This is a genomic window from Vibrio aestuarianus (assembly GCF_028858425.1).
Taxonomy (GTDB): domain Bacteria; phylum Pseudomonadota; class Gammaproteobacteria; order Enterobacterales; family Vibrionaceae; genus Vibrio; species Vibrio aestuarianus.
On sequence record NZ_JAKNYQ010000001.1, the window covers coordinates 1,891,116 to 1,913,212 of the forward strand.

General features: G+C 41.8%; 14 protein-coding genes. 2 read left to right on the forward strand and 12 right to left on the reverse strand.

Annotated elements, in window-relative coordinates; all coding sequences use genetic code 11:
- The first annotated feature begins 19 nt into the window (after positions 1-19).
- Both MCT08_RS08805 and fabA read left to right on the forward strand, forming a co-directional pair.
- On the forward strand, positions 20-1,663 hold the full coding sequence (locus MCT08_RS08805) for a S16 family serine protease (protein WP_053311593.1): 1,644 nt from the start codon (positions 20-22) through the stop codon (positions 1,661-1,663).
- 71 nt (positions 1,664-1,734) lie between these two features.
- Positions 1,735-2,253, forward strand: coding sequence for a bifunctional 3-hydroxydecanoyl-ACP dehydratase/trans-2-decenoyl-ACP isomerase (fabA, locus tag MCT08_RS08810; RefSeq protein ID WP_053311554.1), 519 nt, complete (start codon positions 1,735-1,737; stop codon positions 2,251-2,253).
- A 132-nt stretch (positions 2,254-2,385) separates the two neighbouring features.
- Here fabA and rmf read toward each other — a convergent pair whose 3' ends face one another.
- The 12 genes from rmf to prc all read right to left on the reverse strand — a co-directional run bounded on the left by rmf (position 2,386) and on the right by prc (position 22,089).
- Entirely contained in the window at positions 2,386-2,559 is a 174-nt protein-coding gene (rmf, locus tag MCT08_RS08815; RefSeq protein WP_010320553.1) for a ribosome modulation factor, read from the reverse strand.
- Between the two features lie 168 nt (positions 2,560-2,727).
- Positions 2,728-4,632 (reverse strand): DUF3466 family protein, encoded by a 1,905-nt coding sequence (locus MCT08_RS08820; protein ID WP_274678264.1) that lies wholly within the window; start codon positions 4,630-4,632, stop codon positions 2,728-2,730.
- Between the two features lie 6 nt (positions 4,633-4,638).
- Entirely contained in the window at positions 4,639-6,555 is a 1,917-nt protein-coding gene (locus MCT08_RS08825) for an ABC transporter ATP-binding protein (RefSeq protein ID WP_053311556.1), read from the reverse strand.
- Positions 6,533-6,775, reverse strand: coding sequence for a glutaredoxin family protein (locus MCT08_RS08830; protein ID WP_141652889.1), 243 nt, complete (start codon positions 6,773-6,775; stop codon positions 6,533-6,535). The genes MCT08_RS08825 and MCT08_RS08830 overlap by 23 nt, the downstream gene beginning before the upstream one ends.
- 9 nt (positions 6,776-6,784) lie before the next feature.
- Entirely contained in the window at positions 6,785-8,914 is a 2,130-nt protein-coding gene (rlmKL, locus tag MCT08_RS08835; protein WP_274678265.1) for a bifunctional 23S rRNA (guanine(2069)-N(7))-methyltransferase RlmK/23S rRNA (guanine(2445)-N(2))-methyltransferase RlmL, read from the reverse strand.
- A 499-nt stretch (positions 8,915-9,413) separates the two neighbouring features.
- A complete protein-coding gene (locus tag MCT08_RS08840) occupies positions 9,414-9,959 on the reverse strand; it encodes a cell division protein ZapC (RefSeq protein ID WP_168522236.1) in 546 nt (181 codons plus the stop codon).
- A gap of 179 nt (positions 9,960-10,138) precedes the next feature.
- Positions 10,139-11,149, reverse strand: a complete 1,011-nt coding sequence (gene pyrD, locus MCT08_RS08845) for a quinone-dependent dihydroorotate dehydrogenase (protein WP_053311560.1) — start codon at positions 11,147-11,149, stop codon at positions 10,139-10,141.
- Positions 11,150-11,195: 46 nt separating this feature from the next.
- Positions 11,196-16,037 (reverse strand): NAD-glutamate dehydrogenase, encoded by a 4,842-nt coding sequence (locus MCT08_RS08850; protein WP_274678266.1) that lies wholly within the window; start codon positions 16,035-16,037, stop codon positions 11,196-11,198.
- 182 nt (positions 16,038-16,219) lie between these two features.
- Positions 16,220-16,438, reverse strand: coding sequence for a DUF2835 domain-containing protein (locus tag MCT08_RS08855; protein ID WP_053311562.1), 219 nt, complete (start codon positions 16,436-16,438; stop codon positions 16,220-16,222).
- Between the two features lie 48 nt (positions 16,439-16,486).
- Positions 16,487-19,093 carry an aminopeptidase N gene (gene pepN / locus MCT08_RS08860; RefSeq protein WP_274678267.1) on the reverse strand — a complete coding sequence of 869 codons (2,607 nt, stop codon included), beginning with the start codon at positions 19,091-19,093 and terminating at the stop codon, positions 16,487-16,489.
- Positions 19,094-19,278: 185 nt separating this feature from the next.
- Positions 19,279-19,953 carry a hypothetical protein gene (locus MCT08_RS08865; RefSeq protein ID WP_168522242.1) on the reverse strand — a complete coding sequence of 225 codons (675 nt, stop codon included), beginning with the start codon at positions 19,951-19,953 and terminating at the stop codon, positions 19,279-19,281.
- Positions 19,954-20,094: 141 nt separating this feature from the next.
- Positions 20,095-22,089 (reverse strand): carboxy terminal-processing peptidase, encoded by a 1,995-nt coding sequence (prc, locus tag MCT08_RS08870; RefSeq protein WP_274678268.1) that lies wholly within the window; start codon positions 22,087-22,089, stop codon positions 20,095-20,097.
- Positions 22,090-22,097 lie beyond the last annotated feature (8 nt).

The window sequence follows — 22,097 nt, forward strand, 5'->3', positions numbered from 1 at the left end:
TAATCAATATTGTATCTCAATGACTCAAAATATCTGGCGTTCTGTCACACCTCAGTATGATCAATTTAATTCACAACTAGCCCAATACCCTAGTCTTCCCCCTTTAGATTTATTTGAAACTCAACCAAGACTAACAAGTGCTATTGCGCAGTTTGTGCAACTTAAAGGCTTCACTCGCATGATGCTGATCAATGCGCCAGATAACTCAATTTATCGCCACTTAGTAGGCAATAAAATTCAATCGCTAATAAAATCTGCTCCAGTCATCTGTACTGAATCTATTGATGTAAAGACGATTTTCGGACAATTTAAAGCCGAAGATGGTCATATTATTAATGAAGTTCCAGGGTTGCTCGATAAAGCTGATGGTGGTTTTTTACTGGTCTCTGCAAACTTATTACTGGCGAATCCTACTTGTTGGCCAATGCTGAAAGCGGCGGTTCTAGGAGAGTATGTCAGCCCAATAAACTGTGATCCTAAATCTCCTATTCAATCTCCCATAACAAAAGCCTACGACATTAAACTTGTCATTCTCGGAGATCGTAATCAATTAGGTGATGTCGATTATATGGATGCTGATATCCACTCTAGTTTGTGCTTTTATAGCGAATTGGAGTTAGATCTGAAGATTGATGAGCAAACGATTTCTATTTATTTAGCCTACTTACGTTGGATATCAGAAACTTATGGTTTGCCAGCATTAACAGAAAATGCGATCACTACGCTAATGACCGCAGGAGCCCGTTTTACTGAAGACCAACATTATGCACCTTTATGTGTTATGTGGCATCGCGCTCTACTTGAAGAAGCGGCCCTAGAATCTAATTTTAAAACAATCGCTGATGAACATATTGAACTTGCTCTTGATAAACGATACTTCCGTGAATCCTATCTGCCACAACGTGCGCTTGACGACATTATTGACGGACAAGTGATCATTGAAACACAAGGTGAACAAGTTGGTCAGGTAAATGGTTTAACGGTCATTGATGTAGCAGGCCACCCACTAGCCTATGGTGAACCAGCGCGCATTTCATGTGTCATACACTTTGGTGATGGTGACATCGCTGATGTTGAACGTAAAGCGGAGCTTGGCGGTAATTTGCATGCGAAAGGCATGATGATCATGCAAGCTTTCTTGAGCAGTTCGATGAATTTAGATGCCCCGCTCCCTTACTCAGCATCTGTTGTGTTCGAACAGTCGTACAGTGAAGTTGATGGTGATAGCGCTTCGCTTGCCGAGCTTTGCTCATTGGTCAGCGCACTCGCTGAACATCCAATTAACCAACAGATCGCTGTTACTGGTGCTGTCGACCAATTTGGTCGGGTTCAAGCGGTCGGTGGTCTAAATGAAAAAATTGAAGGTTTTTATCACGTTTGTAAGTATCAGGGTTTTACTGGTGAACAAGGTGTTATTTTACCGACAACCAACTTGAAACATCTTGCTCTTCATAAAGATGTGGTAAATAGCATTAAGCGTGGGGAGTTTCATATTTGGCCGGTCTCAACTGTAGATGAAGCCGTACCAATTTTGATGGGAACACCATTTAGAGGCGATGATGAAGATAGTATCATCAATAAAATAGCGCAACGTATTGAAAACTTTGAAAGACATGAACTATCGCAAGGGATCGTAGAACGCATCAAAAACTGGTTTGTTTAGTACTGATCGGAGTTGTTTAGCGTACACGCGTTCACTAATATCCCCCCTATCAAAAATTGGAGTAATTAATAATGCAGAATAAACGTGACTCATACAACCGTGATGACCTTTTAGCTTCCAGCCGTGGTGAGCTTTTTGGTCCAGGATACCCTCAACTACCAGCACCAAATATGCTGATGATGGATCGTATCCCTAAAATGTCAGAAACTGAAGGTGAATACGGTAAAGGCCTTATTCTTGCTGAATTAGACATCACTCCTGATCTTTGGTTCTTTGACTGCCATTTCCCTGGTGACCCAGTAATGCCTGGTTGTTTAGGGTTAGATGCAATGTGGCAACTCGTTGGCTTCTTCCTAGGTTGGGTTGGCGGCAAAGGAAAAGGCAGAGCACTTGGTGTTGGCGAAGTAAAATTCACAGGTCAAATACTACCTACTGCTAAGAAAGTGACCTATGAAATCAACATGAAGCGTGTTGTAAACCGCAAACTGGTGATGGGTTTGGCCGATGGCCGAGTGCTAGTTGACGGTAAAGAAATCTATGTGGCAAAAGACTTGAAAGTCGGTCTATTCCAAGATACTTCTGCTTTTTAATTCAATGAATTCTAAAGTCTAGCGACTCATTTGAGTCGCTTTATTGTTACCAATGGATTTAGTTATAGTGCTTCAAGTGAGCTCTAAAAAGCCCCTTCCGGGGCTTCAAATCCTTTTGCATGTATGTGGGGTTTATTTGTAGAGACCAGCTTGTTTGTCATCTCTGGCATCACGCCAACCGCCTAGCCAATATGAACGAGCGTCTGTTTGTTGATAAGGGCAAGCCTCTACGGAACGTCCGTTTAAGCCAGCTTTGTACCCATGAGACTGTGCTCTTTCAAGGCGATCACGCTTTTGTCTCTTCATCATAGTGTAGTCCTCATACAGTAACTTGTGTCTTACATACAACTATTAAATCTACGTGGCAGTTTTGTTAAGCCACAATTAATAATTGCTCAAAATTTCAACTTTCACAAGCAACAAAAAAGCGCAGATCCAAATTTGTGAACCTGCGCTCTTCTTTACATAAAATGACTATTTTCTACGGAACCCAAGCAACCCAATCAATGTCAGAGTCAGCCAACCAAGGCTGCCACCTTTACGTTCAACATCGGGTAAATCAGTATTACGCACCACAATATCGTCAGCTGTACTGCCAGCAATAGGAACCAGTTTTATGGCAACGACAGCTTCTGTTCCGGAAGAACAGTATGAGTTATGAGAAGTGTCATCATACCCACCAGAACACTTAAAGGCAGTAGCGGCAATCACACCATCATCATTGATATCAGAGGCTTCAAAGATCCGATACCGGTTATTGTCACCCTTAGCATTCCCATCATTGGTCAGGTCGTCGAGCCACCACGCTTGGTTTTTGAAAAGTGCCATGCGGTCAGCTTCACTACCAGTACCATTATAAGGATAAATAAATCCACGATGGCGACGTTGCTTACCTTCATATTCACTTGAGGTTTCGGCATCGATGGTACCAACAACTTCATTATAATTGTTGATTGCATTAGCCTCACCACCAGCACCACTAAAGAAAATGCCGCCAGATAAATAGTTTGCCACAGGACTGCCAGTGTTCGCATCTGCGATGAAAATCCGGTTCGCTATTGCGCGGTTTTCAGGTCTATCACCACGACGTTTAGACTCACCAACAACAATTAGGTTCTTGTTGATATCCGTCGCCATCGAATTTGAGTAGATAAGATCGTTGTCCAATTTCAATTCGGTTCCTGAAATGACTTTGCTGTCCCACATATCATGAACTGGATTTACCGGATCATACTTACTATTCGGGTAAAACACCGTTGCTTGCATTCTTAATTGATCACTATCACCATCACGGTAACTATTAAAGCCTACCATTACTGGTTTGGTCGCATAGTTGCCAGAATCAGCGATTGCAGCACCACGAACACTGGCTTCCGCAGAATAATCGTCCCTATTGGCAGTAACATCGCCACTCCAACCTGTTACGCGGTAACCAGTTGTTGGACTGGTGGCGTCCCACATATAAGCTTGAGTTGCAAAAGCAAAGTTTTGGCACTGACGAGTCGTTTGAGGATCAACACTGTCGTTCACACAGTAACTAACATCACCATTGTAATTTTTATCGTCGTCGTTGCTGTTATAAGGACTTACCGATGCACTGCCGACTACGAATTCATTTGTGCCATTATCGAATAGATCATAAGCGAATGTTCGCCCCATTTTCTCAACAATTTTATTGTTAGTATCGCTAACAATAGACGTATCTGTTGGTGGATTTAATATTGCTTGACCATAGAAACCGCGTTGGCGATAGCCTAAGGCGTAATTATTGCCTTCCTGAGCATAGCCACTACTGGTAATGCCTATCGGAGTCACACCATCAATAGCAGTAATGACCGTATTCATTGTCCCTGCAATAGGATCACTAGAACCAACGATAGCATTAATGGTTGGCGATTTTTTGGCGGTGTCTACAAAAGCAGAAGCATTCGATGTGTAATTCGCGTTATCCCAAGCATCACGCTCACGCTTCAAACCACCCGTTTCCACGCCATTATAATCAAAACCGTGCCACTGCTTATCAGCCCATGCTTCACAAGTCGCATAGCCCAGTTCATAGAAACAATAATCTTCTAAGTCATCGCGATCTTGATAAACGAAACGATTGTCCATTTTAAATGGCACTTCATCACGATATGAGATACCGTCCGAACCATTTAGTGTATCGCCACCCAGCGCAAAATTGCTACAACTGCTTCCAGAAGTAAAACAACCTAATGCATTCGACGAAACCGTATCTTTTTGTATGGCACGGCCATAATATTCATTGGCCGTAAAGTTAGGTGATACTTCTACAACTTGATATAAAGCTGCCTGTACTTGCGTTGCAGCCAAAATGCTGACTGCAATTGCGCTCATTTTAAATGTTGTACTACTCATTAATGATTAACTTTCCTGTTGCATCGCTTCGAGCTCTTCCCAGCGCTCAAACGCAATTTCAAGTTCCTGCTCTGTTGCAGTTAACTTATCTAAAACGGGCTGTGTCTTTTCTACAGATTGCATGAAAAACTCAGGATCGTTCACTTGTTCTTGAAGCAGTGAAATTTCGTCTTCTAGTTGCTCTAGTTTGGCTGGCAACCCTTCTAACTCTCGCTGCAGTTTATAAGATAATTTCTTAGGCTTGGTTTTAATTGATGCGGTTTTGGGAGTTTCCTCAACCACTTTCTCAACCTTGCTCACATTTTCAACAACTCGAGTTTGAAGAACCTGCGCCCTTTGTTGCTGAGCATCATGGTAACCACCAACAAATTCTTCAATTTTACCATTACCTTCAAAAATCCAGCTGGTTGTCACTGTATTATCAACAAATTGACGATCGTGGCTGACTAACAGCAACGTACCCTGATAGTTGGCAAGCAAATCTTCTAAAAGTTCCAATGTTTCGATATCTAAGTCGTTAGTTGGTTCATCTAGAATCAATAAATTATTTGGCTTAAGAAAAATACGAGCTAATAGCAAGCGGTTCTTTTCACCACCCGATAGTGCTTTCACTGGCGTTCGTGCGCGCTTAGGCGCAAATAGGAAGTCTTGCAGATAACTTAACGCATGACGTTGACGACCACCAACCATCACTTCCTGTTTACCATCGGCCAAATTATCAATCACCGATTTTTCTGGATCGAGGATTTCACGATACTGATCAAAGTAAGCGACTTCGAGCTTGGTACCACAATGTAGTTTGCCACTTTGAACCTGTAGGTCACCTAATAGTAGTTTTAACAAAGTACTCTTACCGCAACCATTCGGGCCGATAAGCGCAATTCGGTCGCCACGCATAATGTTAAAGCTGAAGTTAGAAACAATGTTTTTCCCATCTATGCTGTAACTAATATCTTTAGCTTCAAACACAATTTTACCTGAACGAGCCGCGTCATCGATTTGTAGATTCGCCTTGCCCTGAACTTCGCGGCGATCACTGCGTTCTTCTCTCAGCTTCTTCAGAGCTCTAACACGCCCTTCGTTACGCGTGCGACGCGCTTTGATGCCTTGGCGAATCCAGACTTCTTCTTGGGCGAGTTTTTTATCAAATTCTGCGTTTTGCATCTCTTCAACGCGCAGTGCTTCTTCTTTGGCGACTAAATATTGATCATAATCACCAGGGAAAGAACTTAATTTACCACGGTCGAGATCAACAATGCGCGTCGACATGGAGTGGATGAAAGCACGGTCATGCGATACAAAGATAATCGAACCTCGAAAATCCTTCAAAAAGCCTTCTAACCATTCAATCGTTGTCACATCAAGGTGGTTCGTTGGTTCGTCCAGCAATAACACGTCAGGATCGCAAACCAATGCTCTTGCCAAAGCGGCTTTGCGCTGCCAACCACCAGAAAGATCAGTCAACTTGGTATGACCGTCTAATTTGAGAGCAGCCATTACATTTTGAATTCGGTCTTCAAAGCGCCATGCACCAGTATGCTCTAGCTGTTCTTGCACTCGAGATAATTTATTAATATTGCTTTCGCTTGGGTCTACCGCAATCAGATCGAGAAGATCTTGGTAGATCTTAAGAGACTCGCCCACTTCAGCCAAACCACCAGCCACGTAGTCAAAAACGGTTCCGGCTTCATCACGAGGTGGGTCTTGCTCTAATCTGGAAACGACAACATCTTGCGTCACTTGCATTTTGCCGTCATCCATTACGATGTCGCCAGCAAGAACCTTCATCATTGTCGACTTGCCGGCACCATTTCGGCCAACTAAACAAACGCGTTCGTTTTCTTGCAATGCGAAATCTGCATGGTCAAGTAAAGGGTGGTCACCAAATGCAAGTTGACCATTATGGATGGTGATTAATGCCATTATTTTCTAACCAATGAAGTAATTTTTGTAAGTCAAAGGGCCAATTCAATTCCGATTGTTGATATTTCAACACAGGAATGGTGACACCGTAACGAGAAAAGAGCTCATCATCAAAGGCGATATCAACAATATCGACTTGATGACTAATCTTGGCTTGCTGAGTTAGCTCAAATGCCATCTCACAAAGATGGCATCCTTCCGTGCTATAAAGAGTGAACAACTTTATACCCTATTCGTTGCTTGCGTGTGCAATAGTCCAACAGTTATGAATCTGCTTATTACGCTCAAAGTCCAAAGGTAGTGTTTGCGCCGAAATATTTTTGGCTTCCAATCCGAGCTCTGCAAGCGCGTCTAAATCCATTTTAAAATGACGTTTATTGTTTGAGAAAACAATTATGCCATCTGGGCGCAGAATACGTTTCAAGTTCTCCATCAATTTGATGTGATCTCGTTGGACATCAAAGGTCTGTTCCATGCGCTTAGAGTTCGAAAACGTTGGCGGGTCAATAAAAATGAGATCAAATTGCTCTTTGGCGTTATCTAACCATTGCAAGCAGTCTGCCTGTTCAAAGCGGTGCTGACGGCCAATTTGACCATTTAGCTTCAAATTCTCTTTAGCCCACTCTAAATAGGTTTTCGACATATCCACCGTCATGGTTGATTTAGCACCACCACAAGCAGCATGCACAGTTGCTGATCCGGTATAAGCAAATAGATTTAAGAAATCTTTGCCTTTCGCCATTTGCCCTAAACGGCGCCGAGTCAGTTTATGATCTAAGAACAGCCCAGTATCTAGGTAGTCATGCAAATTAACAATTAACTTAACCCCGTATTCGTTAACCTGCATGGTTTCTGAAACTTGCCCCATTTTCTGGTACTGAGAGCGCCCTTTTTGCTTCTCACGCACTTTAAGTACGACTTTGTTGGCTTCTGTACCAGTCACTTGAATGGCGGCACGAATAATATCCGTTAAGCGACGTTTCGCTTTCTCTTCTGGGATATCTTTAGGCGCGGCATATTCTTGGATCACTAAGTGATCAAGGTATACGTCAATAGCCACATTATATTCCGGTAAGTCCGCATCGTAGATACGGTAACAATCGAGCTCTTCACGTCTTGCCCACTTGCCTATTTTCGCGATATTTTTCTTCAATCGATTCGAGAAATCAGGTGCCACTAGCGATTCTTGTTGAGAGCCATTTACAGTATCAACCACACGAGCTGAAATTGAGTAGTTTTTTTGGTGACACGGTAACGCACCGTTATTCAATTTGAACTGCTTCTCAGCGCGCATACGTAAGCAACTAAGCAATTCATCTGAACTTGAGAAGATAGAAGCTTGGCAACCACCAAATTCTGCTTTCAATTGTCCACCAAATGCCGTGTATAACGCAATTAAGCCAGGATGTGTGCCTAAACGCTCACCATAAGGTGGGTTACAAATAACCACCCCGTCTTCAAAGTCGGCTGGACGTTTAATTAGTGCAGCATCACCGAGTTGGAAGGTAATTAAATCTTCAACACCGGCGCGACGTGCGTTGTCTTTAGCGGTTTGTAATACACGAGCATCGTTATCGAAGCCAAAAAACTTACAGTCAACTTTTTTGACACCACGTCTGGCTTGTACATTCGCTTCTGATTTGATTTGGGCCCAAAGCTCTGCATCGAAATCTTCTAGCGCTTCAAAGCCCCACTTAGCACGCTTAACGCCAGGTGCCATTCCTGCGGCCATCATAGCGGCTTCAATCAATAAAGTTCCTGAACCACACATAGGATCAAGAAGTGGCTTAGTCTCATTCCACCCACTGCGTAAGATAATCGCTGCCGCGAGCGTTTCACGAAGCGGTGCACGACCCGCTTCTGGACGATAACCGCGTTGATGAAGGCCACCACCAACCATATCGATACCGAGTATGGCTTTCTCTTTGTGTAAACGAACATGGATGCGAAGATCGGCACGATCTTTGTCGATCGATGGCCTAGGGAGATTCTTATTAGTAAAGCAATCAACGATGGCATCTTTAACTTTCATCGCACCATATTGGCTATTGCGGATTTCGCGGTTTGTACCATTAAAGTCGACCACAAACTTCTTCGAACTATGGAAATGATTAACCCAATTAACGGCCGTTGCGGACAAGTAAAGATCCATGTCGTTCTGACAGTTAAATTCAGAAAGAACAAGAACAAATCTTGATGCTAGTCGGCTCCACAAACAACAGCGATAAATCTGCTCTTTAGATGCTTTAAATTTCACCCCAGCTTGTACGGGTTTTGCGTCAGCAATCCCTAATTTTGTTAGTTCTTCAACTAATAGGTTCTCAAGACCGTTTGAGGTAACCGCTAGATATTGATTCATACTGTTCTTTTACTGGTAAAAAATGACCTAACATTATACCTGACATTCTGTTCATTGAGTAAAACAAAGTGTTTCTTTGGGCTACTCAAACCTTCAACTGCTCAACTCCTCATCACTTTCCACTTCTATGAAGCAAAATCGCCACAAAAATCACACCAATCACTTATCTACCGTTTATCAAGGCCCACACACGAAGTGAGTATTTATTCACACCAAAACTGGACTATACCAAGCGAGATTTATTGGTGTAATTTAGCTACAAATAACTTAAAAATGGGAAGAATCACCCTCATTTCATATCTTAAATCGATATGGTTACTGTCACTTTCTGCAAAATAGATGTGCTAATTTTGTACAAATCTCACATTTGAGATTGACTATGAGGCTGTGTCTGCGAGAGATTAATAGTAAGAAAGGTAATAGAAAGGCAAAAAAAATCGGCTAATGAGCCGATAGGAAATGAAACAAAGGAACGGAAATAGGTAGAACTTCGCTAGTGCTAACTGACTAAAGCGATATGCTCTTCAAGTAAAATATGGTTGGCGCAAGACATTCTGTCATGCATCACTTTAATAACCTGGCCAAATTCAAGTTGTTTTGAACCTGCATTGAGTACGAAAGGTTGTAAATCAACAAGGGCGCAAAGACTGGCACAATCCCCTGCTTCCAAAACAATAAAATAGCCTTGGTTGCAACTGTTTAGAAGTTGAACAACATCACCTTCACAGGGTGCAAAACCTTGGCCTTGGTAGTCAAAGAACCAACTTTTCGGCTGAACTGGCTTATGAAAGCGCTTTGCAGCTACACAATACAGTGCCAGTTCTGCTTGTCGTGGCTCACTCAAGCCAAGGTAACTAATTTGTTCTCTATAGGTTTGAAATGCCGATGCATCATCAACTGAAAAATGATTATTAACAAAGGCGCAGTCTACAAGTAGATTACGGGAAAGATTGGTTTTAAAAACCATCTCATCGCCAAGGTCTAGCATCAGATAGCCTTCACTATCCGAGTAGTACCAATTCCATTTGTCACTTGGTTTAAGCATCGTTCCAACTCTTTAATTTTAGTGGATTATCAAACTATTAGGCAAAACGCTTAATTACCTTTGTTAATCATTAACTTCAATTTTAAGAATAGAAATAGAAAAAAAAAGAGGAAATGAATAGTTCATTTCCTCTTACTATGACCCAGTCACTTTTATATAAACGGGGTAAATCAAATGCTTTATAGATTTTTTACAATATCTCTAACCAAACCTGGGCCGTGGTAGATAAATCCAGAATAAACCTGAACAAGTTTAGCCCCTGCTAGCATTTTTTCTTTCGCTGCGATACAAGAGTCAATACCACCTACCCCAATAATAGGTAGTTTGTCACCTAGTTGTTCGTATAGGCACTTAATCACTTCAGTACTTCTAGATTGGACAGGACGTCCACTTAACCCACCCGCCTCGTTCGCAAATTTCATTCCTTCCACTAACGAACGATCTAATGTGGTGTTAGTTGCAATAACACCATCGATGTTATTTTTGATCAACGATTGGCAAATCTGCTTAATTTCATCATCATTGAGATCCGGTGCGATCTTCAATGTTAGCGGCACATATTTATCATGCAGCTTGGCAAGTTCAGACTGTTTTGCTTTCAATACAGCAAGCAGATCATCTAATGCTTCACCATACTGAAGAGATCTTAACCCTGGAGTGTTGGGAGACGAAATATTTACAGCAATATATCCCGCGTATTGGTACACCTTCTCCATACAAATTAGGTAATCATCTGCGCCATTTTCAATCGGCGTATCTTTATTTTTACCAATATTGATACCAATGATTCCGTCGTACTTGGCTTTCTTTACATTCTCAACAAGGTTATCAACCCCTAAGTTGTTAAAGCCCATGCGGTTAATAATGCCTTCCGCTTGCACTAAACGAAATAGGCGTGGTTTATCGTTACCTGGTTGAGGACGCGGTGTTACCGTACCGACTTCCACAAAACCAAAACCCATCGCACCAAATGCTTCGATACATTCACCATTTTTATCGAGACCTGCTGCCAACCCTACTGGGTTTTTAAAGGTTAGTCCCATACATTCTACTGGACGATTAGGTAAGTGTTGGCGATAGAAGAGATCGAGAGGAGTGCCTGTTAAGCGTTTAAAGTTTTCAATCGCAAGATCATGTGCCTTTTCGGCATCAAGTTGGAAAAAGCCAGTCCTGGCTAAGCGGTAAAGCATTGTGCCTCCGAAATAAAAAAGCCCCGTATAAACGGGGCGTTATTATTTACTCATTTGCTGCACAATTCAAATTTAAAAGTACTAATTCCCTTAATGCCACCGAGAATTTTGCAAATTCATGCACAGACCCCACTTTAAACTCATTTAAAATGCTCTCCCAACGAACTAATGACAGTTCGTTACTCACTATCCATTCGTCTAGCGCTTTGATTACATCTAACTCATCCGAACTGCAGGCACAATTGAGTACCTGAGCCGTTAATTGGCGTTGCTGCCAATCTAAATCTTCGCGGAATGCGGCACGAGCTAAAGCTTGCCAGTTATTATCCACACTTTGGCCGTTGATCTGTTTTAAGAACCAATGCAACGACAAACGATCGCCCAAGTTAAAGTAAAGTTTGGCAGTTTTAGCGACTGTTTTACCTTTTTCACGAGCCACTGTGGATATATCCAGTACTGAATAAAGGCTAGACAAACGAGCAACATAATTAGCAAGTTCAGCATTAATCCCTTTATCGATCCATACTTGAGCCATCGCGTTATGTTCGGTTACTTCATCTGCGACCAGCATGGTGTCTAAATCTGCAGCAACAGCGTGTACATCATTTTGGTACAAAGCAACCAGCTCTTTAACGGATTGTTTACCAGAGCGATTACGTAATAACCAACGAGATAAACGACGCAATGTTCGGCGCACTAAGAAAATAACTTCGTATTGCGCACCCGCCTCTGCTTTATTATCCAGTTGTCTAACTTGTTCTAGCACTTGCCCTAAACCATAAATTTCTCTGGCTGCAGTATAAGCGTTCGCAATATCAACCACATTTGCCCCAGTCTCTTCTTGAAGACGAGTGACAAAATTGCAGCCCATTTCATTAACCATTTGGTTGGCCAAAGCGGTGGCAATAATTTCTGCACGCAATGGGTGGTTTTGCATGTGTTGCGAATAGTTACGACGTAACTCTGTCGGGAAATAGCGAATCAGTTGTTGGGCATGGAATTCATCGTGTGAAATTTCTTCACAGGCTAACTGCTCTTTCAAAACCATTTTACCGTAGGCAACCAGCACAGAAAGCTCTGGACGCGTTAAAGCGAAACCTTGTTTTTCACGTTCAAGCAACGTTTCATCATCTGGAATATATTCCAATGCTCTATCAAGATGGCCAGCTTTTTCCAAGGTATGGATAAAACGAATTTGCTCTTTCACCAAGGATACGCCTTGCTGCTCTGTCACCGAAATAGACTCTGACTGGTCGTATGCATCATCAAGAACAATCTCACCGACTTCATCTTCCATCGATTCTAAGATCTGATTGCGTTGCTTAACGGTGAGATCACCGTTTGCGACTAAGCCATTAAGGAAGATCTTAATATTGACTTCATTGTCTGAACAATCAACACCACCGACGTTATCAACAAAGTCGGTATTCACACGACCGCCAGCCAAAGCGTATTCGATTCGGCCAAGCTGAGTCATACCTAAATTACCGCCTTCGCCAATCACTTTGGCTCGTAGCTCTCGACCATCAATACGCAATGCGTCATTTGCGCGATCACCCACATCACTATGTGTTTCTTTTGATGACTTAACGTAAGTACCGATCCCACCGTTCCAAAGAAGATCGACTTCCATTTTTAAGATCAATTTAATCAGATCATTTGGTGCTACTGTCGCTTTCTTCGTGCCCAACATTTTCTGAATTTCAGACGTTAGCGTGATTGATTTCGCTTTGCGAGAAAATATACCACCACCTTTTGAAATCAATTTTGGGTTGTAATCTTCCCAACTAGAGCGCGGTAAATTAAATAGTCGATTACGCTCTTCCCAGCTTTTCGCTGAGTCAGGCGTTGGGTCAATGAAGATGTGTAAATGGTTAAATGCGGCCTGCATACGAATATGTTTGGATAACAGCATGCCATTACCAAACACATCACCGGCCATATCACCAATACCAATCGCAGTGAAATCGGTGGTTTGACAATCAATCCCCATTTCACGGAAATGGCGTTTGATGGATTCCCAACCACCTTTTGCGGTGATCCCCATCGCCTTATGATCGTAGCCATTTGAACCACCAGAGGCAAAAGCATCACCTAACCAGAAGTTATATTCAGCCGATACTGAGTTGGCAAGATCTGAGAATGTTGCAGTACCTTTGTCTGCTGCGACAACCAAATACGGATCATCGTCATCGTGGCGAACCACATTTTTGGGCGGTATAACTTCACCTTCAATAATGTTGTCTGATACATCAAGCAATGCACGAATGAAGCGTTTATAGCAGCGCTGGCCTTCTGCAAAAATCTCATCACGTGTCGTAAACATATGTTGTTTCTTACACACAAAGCCACCTTTTGCACCAACTGGTACGATAACGGTGTTTTTCACTTGCTGCGCTTTAACTAGGCCCAAAATTTCTGTACGGAAATCTTCTTGACGGTCAGACCAACGTAGACCACCACGCGCGACCTTACCACCACGTAGATGTACCCCCTCGATATCAGGTGCATAAACGAAGATTTCAAAAGCTGGTACTGGTGCTGGAATTTCAGAAATTTCACTTGGTTTCATTTTTAACGACAACCAAGGTTTGATCTGTTTATTTTCATCCAATTGGAAGTAGTTAGTACGAATGGTTGCCGTGATCATTTCCATATAACGACGAATAATACGATCATCATCCAAACTATCAACACGATCTAACTCTTCTGTGATGGTATTGATAAGATCGGTTTGACCTTTTTGAGCGCCTTTATATTTAGGATCAAAACGTTTTAAGAACAGCTCCACCAGCCCTTTTGCTACATCAGGATAATGGCTAAGCGTATCTTCAATATATTGCTGACTGAATGGGAAACCCACTTGGCGCATATAACGAGCGTAAGCTCTAAGAATAGACACTTCACGACCAGTAAGTGATGCACCCAGCACTAATCGGTTGAAGCCATCACTTTCTAATTCACCAGCCCAAATTGCCGCAAACGCTTGTTGGAAACGATCTCGTGCCTCACGAAGATCGACACTTTTCTCGCTTTTATGCAACATAGAAAAATCAAGGATCCAATACGTTTGGCCATTGAGTTTTCGCACTTCATAAGGTGACTCACCAATCACTCTTAACCCCAAGTTTTCAAGCATGGGCATCACATCAGATAGATGGATCGGTTGATCTCGGTGATACAGTTTCAAGCGAACCGCTTTGGAATCTACCGCCTCTTCTTGAGGTCGATAAAACAACATGCCCAGTTTGTTCTCTTCATTTAGCGCTTCGAGTCTTTGAATATCATCGACAGCGGAACCGGGCATCATGTCTTCTTTATACGAACGAGGGAATGCACGCATGTAGTCTTTTGATAATGGCAAACCTTTACTTTCGCCAAAATTAGACACTATCGCGTCAGACAAGCGGTCGTCCCAAGTTGATGATGCTTCCATTAAATTTTGCTCTACTGTTTTAACATCGACATCCATGTTGTTGTTATCAACACGAACAATGTAATGTGTTCTCGCAAGTGGGCTTTCAGAAAAATAGGTAGTGAATTCGACTTCTTGTTCACAACCAAAATATTGTTGGAAAATTCTTTGAGTTTGACGACGAAGTTCTGTGTTGTAACGCTCTTTGGTAACATACACCATACAGCTGAAGAAACGTCCAAACGGGTCTTTTCGCACAAATAAGCGCAGCAGATCCCGATCTTGCATTTGTACAACACCCATTCCAACTTCAAGCATCTCTTCTTCACGCGCTTGCAGTAATTCATCACGTGGGTAGTTTTCTAGAATATTTTGCAGTGCTTTGTATGAGTAAGAACCTTCACGATAACGGCTGGATTTTAAAATACGTTCAACTTTTTCACGAATGAGCGGGATCGTTTCTACACTCTGGTTATACACCGCAGAAGTATACAAACCACTAAAGCGATGTTCACCAATCACTTTTCCCGATTTATCAAACTTCTTAATGCCAATGTAATCGGTATAAGCTGGGCGATGAATACGAGACTGAGTGTTGCCTTTTGTCACAATAAGCAAAAATGGCTTTTTTGCCTCAAGGCGCGCTGAATCCGGAAAATCAGATAATTTAACACTGCGAACTCGCTTAGCATCCGCAAATAACCCCAAACCTTGATCGGGTGTAGGTCTTAATTCGGTGTCCCCTTCAATAGAAACCAAATCAAACTCTTTGTAGCCCATAAAGGTAAAGTTATGGTTACCAAGCCAACGCAAAAACTTTATCGTCTCTTCATAACGATCGCTTTCCACTGGGATAAATTCTTTTTGGGTTTCGAGCTGAGCAATGACTTGATCTAGCTTTTCAACCATTGGTCGCCAATCTTGCACTACTAAACTGGTATCACTTAAGATACTCAATAACTCATTTTTCAACACTGTCATTGTGTCTTTACTGCTCAGGCGATCAACCTCAATATGGAAAAGTGACTGCAATGCCCCTTCACCTTGGTTAATCGATGTAATATCACCATTTTCTGAACGGGCAATTTGAGTGGGACCATTAAGCATTAAATGCGATGAAAGATCTAAACGGCTTAATGCCATTTTGACTGAGTCCACAAGGAATGGACTATCTGGAATAACAATCTCAACAATTGTATGAGTTGATTGCCAACCTTGGCGGCTTACTGTTGGGTTGAAGACACGTACCGAACGTTCTTCTGGATTTTTTTCGTTGATATGATGCCAAAGGCTAACCACCGCACCATAAAGATCCGATTCATTACGTTCAGTGAGATCGTCATTGGAAATATTACTAAACAAATGTTGAGCAAGTTGAGTCACTAAGGGTTGATGAGCAAGGTCGAGTTTGTCTTGAATCAGTTGATACACTTTTTCAAGTAAAACTGGCACTAAAGTTTCACGCGCAGTCATGGCAGACTCCAAGATTATTATTTTTGTAGGGATGATGTAAGCATAGCGCTTACACTGTGCAGTGCATGGCTATATTGTAAAAGTTTTATTGATAAATAGTTAATGATTTTGAAGGTGGTCTGAGGTGAAATGTTTGAGAATGTGATTGAGATTCCTATTTAAATATCTAGGAAATCAGTCGGTCACAGCATTTCTAACTTTACAAACTTATTATTTTGGTCAGTTATCAATCTAAATCGACCTTTTACTCCAATTTGACTAATAAATGGACGAAATTTAGCTGCAGGCAGTTGTAGACGTAAACCTTGATCGGTGATCACTTGCACACTACTAGCAACACCAGAATAGTGCGCTAAGTACGCTTGGTAGGAAATGTTTAACGAGAAGTAATATTGATTCATAGCGTTCAATGAAAAGTGAGGCGACACATTACTGCCGCCTCATACTAGTTAAGATTCAAGTGCTTTTGTCACTTTTTCAAATAGATCTCGAGCTAAATCATCCATCGATTTCAGCATTTCAAGCTCTGCTTTGATCAGCGCTTGACGCTCTTCATCGTACAATCTGAATTTCAGTAATGGGTCGATAAGGCGCGAAGCAACTTGTGGGTTACTGTTGTTTAATTCACGTAGAATTTCACCTGCAAATCGATAACCCTCTCCAGATTTAGCATGGAAGTTAACGGGGTTCGCATTCAGAAATGAACCGACTAAACTACGAATACGATTAGGATTTTTTAGACTGAACGCTTCATGATTCATGGTTTGTTTAATTACATCTAGCACGTTTTGTGCAGGGTTCGTGCCTTGCAGGATAAACCATTTATCCATGACTAAACCGTCGTGTTTCCACTTATCGCTGTAGTCAGCCATTAGCGATTCACGACAAGCAAGTTGAGCACTGTTCGCCGCACTCATGGCCGCCATGGTATCGGTCATGTTATTGGCCGTATTGTATTGCGCTACCACCAAATCATTACCTTTAGTGGTGTAAGCTAGATATGCCAAGCAAGTATTGCGCAATGCTCTTTTACCAATCGATTGGTGATCAATGGAATAGTGTGCTTGTTTTAAGCTGTTGTATACCGCAGTAAGCTCATCTTCGAGAGCATTCGACAACTGGACTTTTATTGCTTTAAGTACCATGGCAATGGCATCAACATCAACACGCTTATACCACCCAGACACTTCGTTATGACTTGGTAAAGATAGCATTTCAGCAATGAACGCTGGTTCAAGTGAATCACTAAGCAAAACACCACGAAATGCATCAATTACCGATTCAGCTAGGTCAACATCTTTACCGGCTTGAACCCCAAGTACATTACTACGGATATATTTCGCCAGTAGCATTTGTCCTGCATCCCAGCGGGCGAATTCATTACGTGCATTCACCATAAGGAATGTGAGTTCATCATCGCTGTATTCGTATTCAAGCTTAACTGGCGCAGAAAATTCACGCAGCAAAGAAGGTACTGGTTTTTCCGTAACGTTCTCGAATACGAAGGTTTGCTTCGCATCCTTCACATTAAGCACATTGGCAATAGGTTTTCCATTACACTGTAACGGAATCACATCGCCATCTTTAGCATACAACTCTATATCAAACGGAATATGCAGTGGCGCTTTTTCTTTTTGTTCATGCGTTTCTTCAGTCACTTGCTCAATGGTTAACGAATAAGTTTGCTGTTGTGCATTGTATTCACTGCTGACTGAAACAATCGGTGTTCCCGACTGGCTATACCACAAACGGAACTGCGCAAGATCAACACCTGATGCATCTTCCATTGCGGAAACAAAATCTTCACAAGTTGCCGCCGTGCCATCGTGACGTTTAAAATAGAGCTTCACCCCTTTTTGGAATGCAGCTTCACCTAATAAGGTATGCATCATTCGAATAACTTCACTGCCCTTCTCGTAAACCGTCAAAGTATAGAAGTTATTCATTTCTATCACTTTATCAGGGCGAATTGGGTGTGACATAGGGCTGGCATCTTCAGCAAATTGTGGCCCACGAATGGTACGCACATTGCTGATCCGGTTCACTGCACGGGAACCAAGATCGGATGAAAACTCTTGATCACGAAAAACGGTCAGCCCTTCTTTTAAACTCAACTGGAACCAATCACGACAAGTGACTCGGTTTCCAGTCCAGTTATGGAAATACTCGTGACCAATCACGGCTTCAATACCTAAGTAATCGGTATCGGTTGCCGTTTTCTCGTTTGCCAGTACAAATTTGGAATTAAAAACATTTAAGCCTTTGTTTTCCATTGCCCCCATATTGAAGAAATCAACCGCAACGATCATGTAAATGTCTAAATCGTATTCAAGGTCAAAGCGCTCTTCATCCCACTTCATTGAATTAATCAAAGAAGTCATCGCATGTCCAGCACGATCTAAATTACCTTTATCTACAAAGATCTCGAGAGCGACATCACGACCTGACTTGGTTTTATATTGATCACGCAATACGTCAAAATCGCCAGCAACAAGGGCAAATAAATAGGCTGGCTTCGGATGTGGGTCCTGCCATTTAACCCAGTGACGCCCTTCCGACAAATCGCCTTGGTCAATACGGTTACCATTACTTAATAAATATGGATATTGTAATTTATCTGCAATTACGGTGGTGGTGTATTTCGCCAATACGTCCGGACGGTCGAGGTAATAGGTAATACGACGAAAACCTTCCGCTTCACATTGGGTACAGAACGCACCACCCGATTTGTATAAACCTTCTAATGCTGTGTTAGCTTCAGGGTTAATTTGAGTGATGATCTCTAATTCAAATTGTTGAGGTAGTGAAGAGATCAACAAACCAGTTTCCAGCAATTGAAAATCGTGCCACTCTACTCCATTGACTTTCAATGACTTTAGTTCAAGGCCTTCACCATCAAGTAGTAGCTGGTTGCTTTCGTTCTTTTGCTGGACTTGAGAGACAGCTGTCACCAATGTACTGCTATCAAAGAGATCGAAGGTAAGTTCAAGTTCTGTGATGCTGTGTGACGGCGCTTGATAATCTTTGCGGTACTTGGCTTGCGGAGTATGAGCCATGTCGGAATCCTTTTTGACGAAATGAAATGTGACTGCCTATATCTAAGGCTTGTTATCATTAATAACAACCCCTCATATCAAAAAACGAGGTATTTTATACAAATACCCCATTAAATTGCTGACAATTTAAACATATAAAACAGAAATGACTACCGATAAGAGCCAAAACAGTGGATCCAATTTAGCTAACGAACACGTGTTAAGACTGCAAACATAGACCCGCCTTCAACCTCTAACGTCAAGGTATCACGGGCTAAAGTGTAGCGTGTATCATGCTCTCCATCTTTATAGAGCAGGACTAGGTGATCACCTTCTGTATAGTAAACACCTTTATGAACTGACTCGTTGCCATTAATGCCACTTACTCGTAACATAAAGACAAAATCAGGTTGTAATACCAAGTCTAACTGGCTGATATTACTAGAGGATAAATCTTCACCTGATATTTGTTCACTTAACCAAACGCCTGCTAAGGCGTTCGGTAAAACCTTAGTAAAAGTCACGCCGTTTAGATTAAGTAAATTATGATTGCTTTCATACTCGTAAACTTGTGGCTGAGATGATGTCACTCCAAGTATCAATGTGTTGCTATTAGCATCAAAATCACCTTGCCATTGATCAACACTAAAATCTTTCTTCTGGATATTAATTGTAAAACGGTAATTCGATTTCAAGGTCAATTTAATGGCTCGAAAATTTTCAGAAGATGAGTCAGGGTTAGCATTGAGTAGATACCAATCACCAAGCAAAAATGGAAGGTCAAACTGGGTTAAATCAGTATGTTTAGTACTTTCACTGCTGTAAACACTGTGCGTAACTAAAACGGTAATACAGGCAACAATTAGAGTAATCCATTTCATAGCACGTCCCTCACTTTTCATTAAGCTTAGGACCAGTTTTACGATGGCGCGACGGTATTTGATCTATATCACGTTATTTATTTGGTCTAAATAAGATCAAAAAAGCGAGCCGTAGGGCTCGCTTTAGATTGGATAGCTCAATTAATTTAGCATATCGACCGTAATTGCAACGGCTTCATCTAAATAAACATCTGGGGCTTCGTAATCTTTTGGTATGTCCTGCAATGTCTTGAATGGTTTATCACCACTCTCGGTTTGTCGCAAGTTAATCCGAGTCAAACGTAACTGATCGGCTTTATCGCTTTCTTGCTTACGTACTTGCTCATTAAGAGAGATGGTATTGTCATCTTTCTCTGCTTTGTACTTAGCAATATCCTCGCGAATAAAACCAAACTCTCTGTCTGTTGCGATACGAGCTTGATGTTTAGTCGACAAGCTAACAATTAGGCTTTCATTACCCTGTAACTTATCATATTTCGCTTTATCAATATGATCCCAAGGTAGAGCGTTTGGCTCAACACTTTCCCCCGTGTCACTCGCTTCAATCGCGGTTGGGAACGCTATATCAGGCACAACCCCTTTATTTTGCGTACTACCACCATCAATTCGGTAAAACTTCTGAATAGTGTATTGAACGTAGCCTAACTCTTTATCAAATAAATCATAAATATGATTAAGCGAACGATGCTGTTGAACCGTACCCTTGCCGAAGGAGTTCTCTCCTAAGATAATCGCTCGACCATAGTCTTGCATTGCCGCTGCAAAAATTTCAGATGCAGAAGCACTGTAGCGATTAATCAGTACCGTCATTGGACCTTGATAACTGATTTTGCCATCGGTATCGCTGTTGACGTTAACACGACCATAACTATCACGAACTTGAACGACAGGACCACTTTCGATAAACAGACCAGAAAGCGCTGTAGCTTCAGTGAGAGCTCCACCACCATTGTTTCGTAAATCGACGATGATGCCATCAACACTTTTTTGTTTAAGCTCCGCAATAAGTTTGTCTGTATCTTTTGATAAACCAACGTAGAAACTCGGTACTTCTAACACACCGATTTTCTTGCCATTTTTTTCAATGATTTCAGACTTAACCGCTCGGTCTTCTAAGCGAATTTTATCACGCACAATAGTTACAACGTGACTTTTGGCATCTTTACCTTCCGGCAAAATTTGCAACTGAACCTTGGTTCCTTTCGGGCCTTTTATCAGTTGTACAACGTCGTCTAATCGCCAACCAATAACGTCAACGATATCTTTACCATCTTGGCCAACACCAATAATCCGGTCACCTTCAGCTAACTGCTTGCTGGTCGATGCAGGACCACCAACTACCAGCGAACGAATAACCGTGTAGTCATCTGTCATCTGCAATACCGCACCAATACCTTCCAATGAGAGGTTCATTTCTGATTGGAACTGTTCAGCATTGCGTGGAGACAAATAGCTAGTGTGTGGATCCACTTCTCTAGCAAAGGCATTCATGTAAAGCTGGAAAACATCTTCACTATGAGTCTGAGACAAACGTTTAATGGCATTGTTGTAACGTTTACCTAGCGTTTCCTTAATCTCTGGCCACTCTTTACCCGTTAACTTAAGGTTTAACGCATCGTATTTAACGCGTTTACGCCACAGTTCATCCAGCTCTGCTTTATCTTTCGGCCACGAAGCCTTTGAGCGATCAAGCTCCATTGATTCATCAGTATCAAAAGTAATTTCTTGATCTAAAAGAGAAAGAGCATATTGAAAGCGTTCAAAACGTTTATGCATTGATAAATTGTACACATCAAATGCAATTTGGTTGTTACCCGCTTTAAGTTGATCATCAAGTTGAGTTGACCATGCTTTGAAAGAATCGATATCAGTTTGAGTAAAGATATTACGATTATAATCAAGCAGTTCTAGATAACGATTGAATATTGCTTGAGAAAAGCTGTCATCAAGATTGAAGTGCTTGTAATGAGAACGGGTGAAACGGGAAGTAACACGTTTACTCGCCGTTTCATGTTGAACTTCAGGAGTGAGAAGAGGAAGATCCTCTTGACTCAACTTGGCTTCTAAAGCCTGAGCTGATGAAACTGCTAGCCATAGGCTAGCAGCAATCAACGTTAATTTTGAACGGCATTTCATGCGTAGGA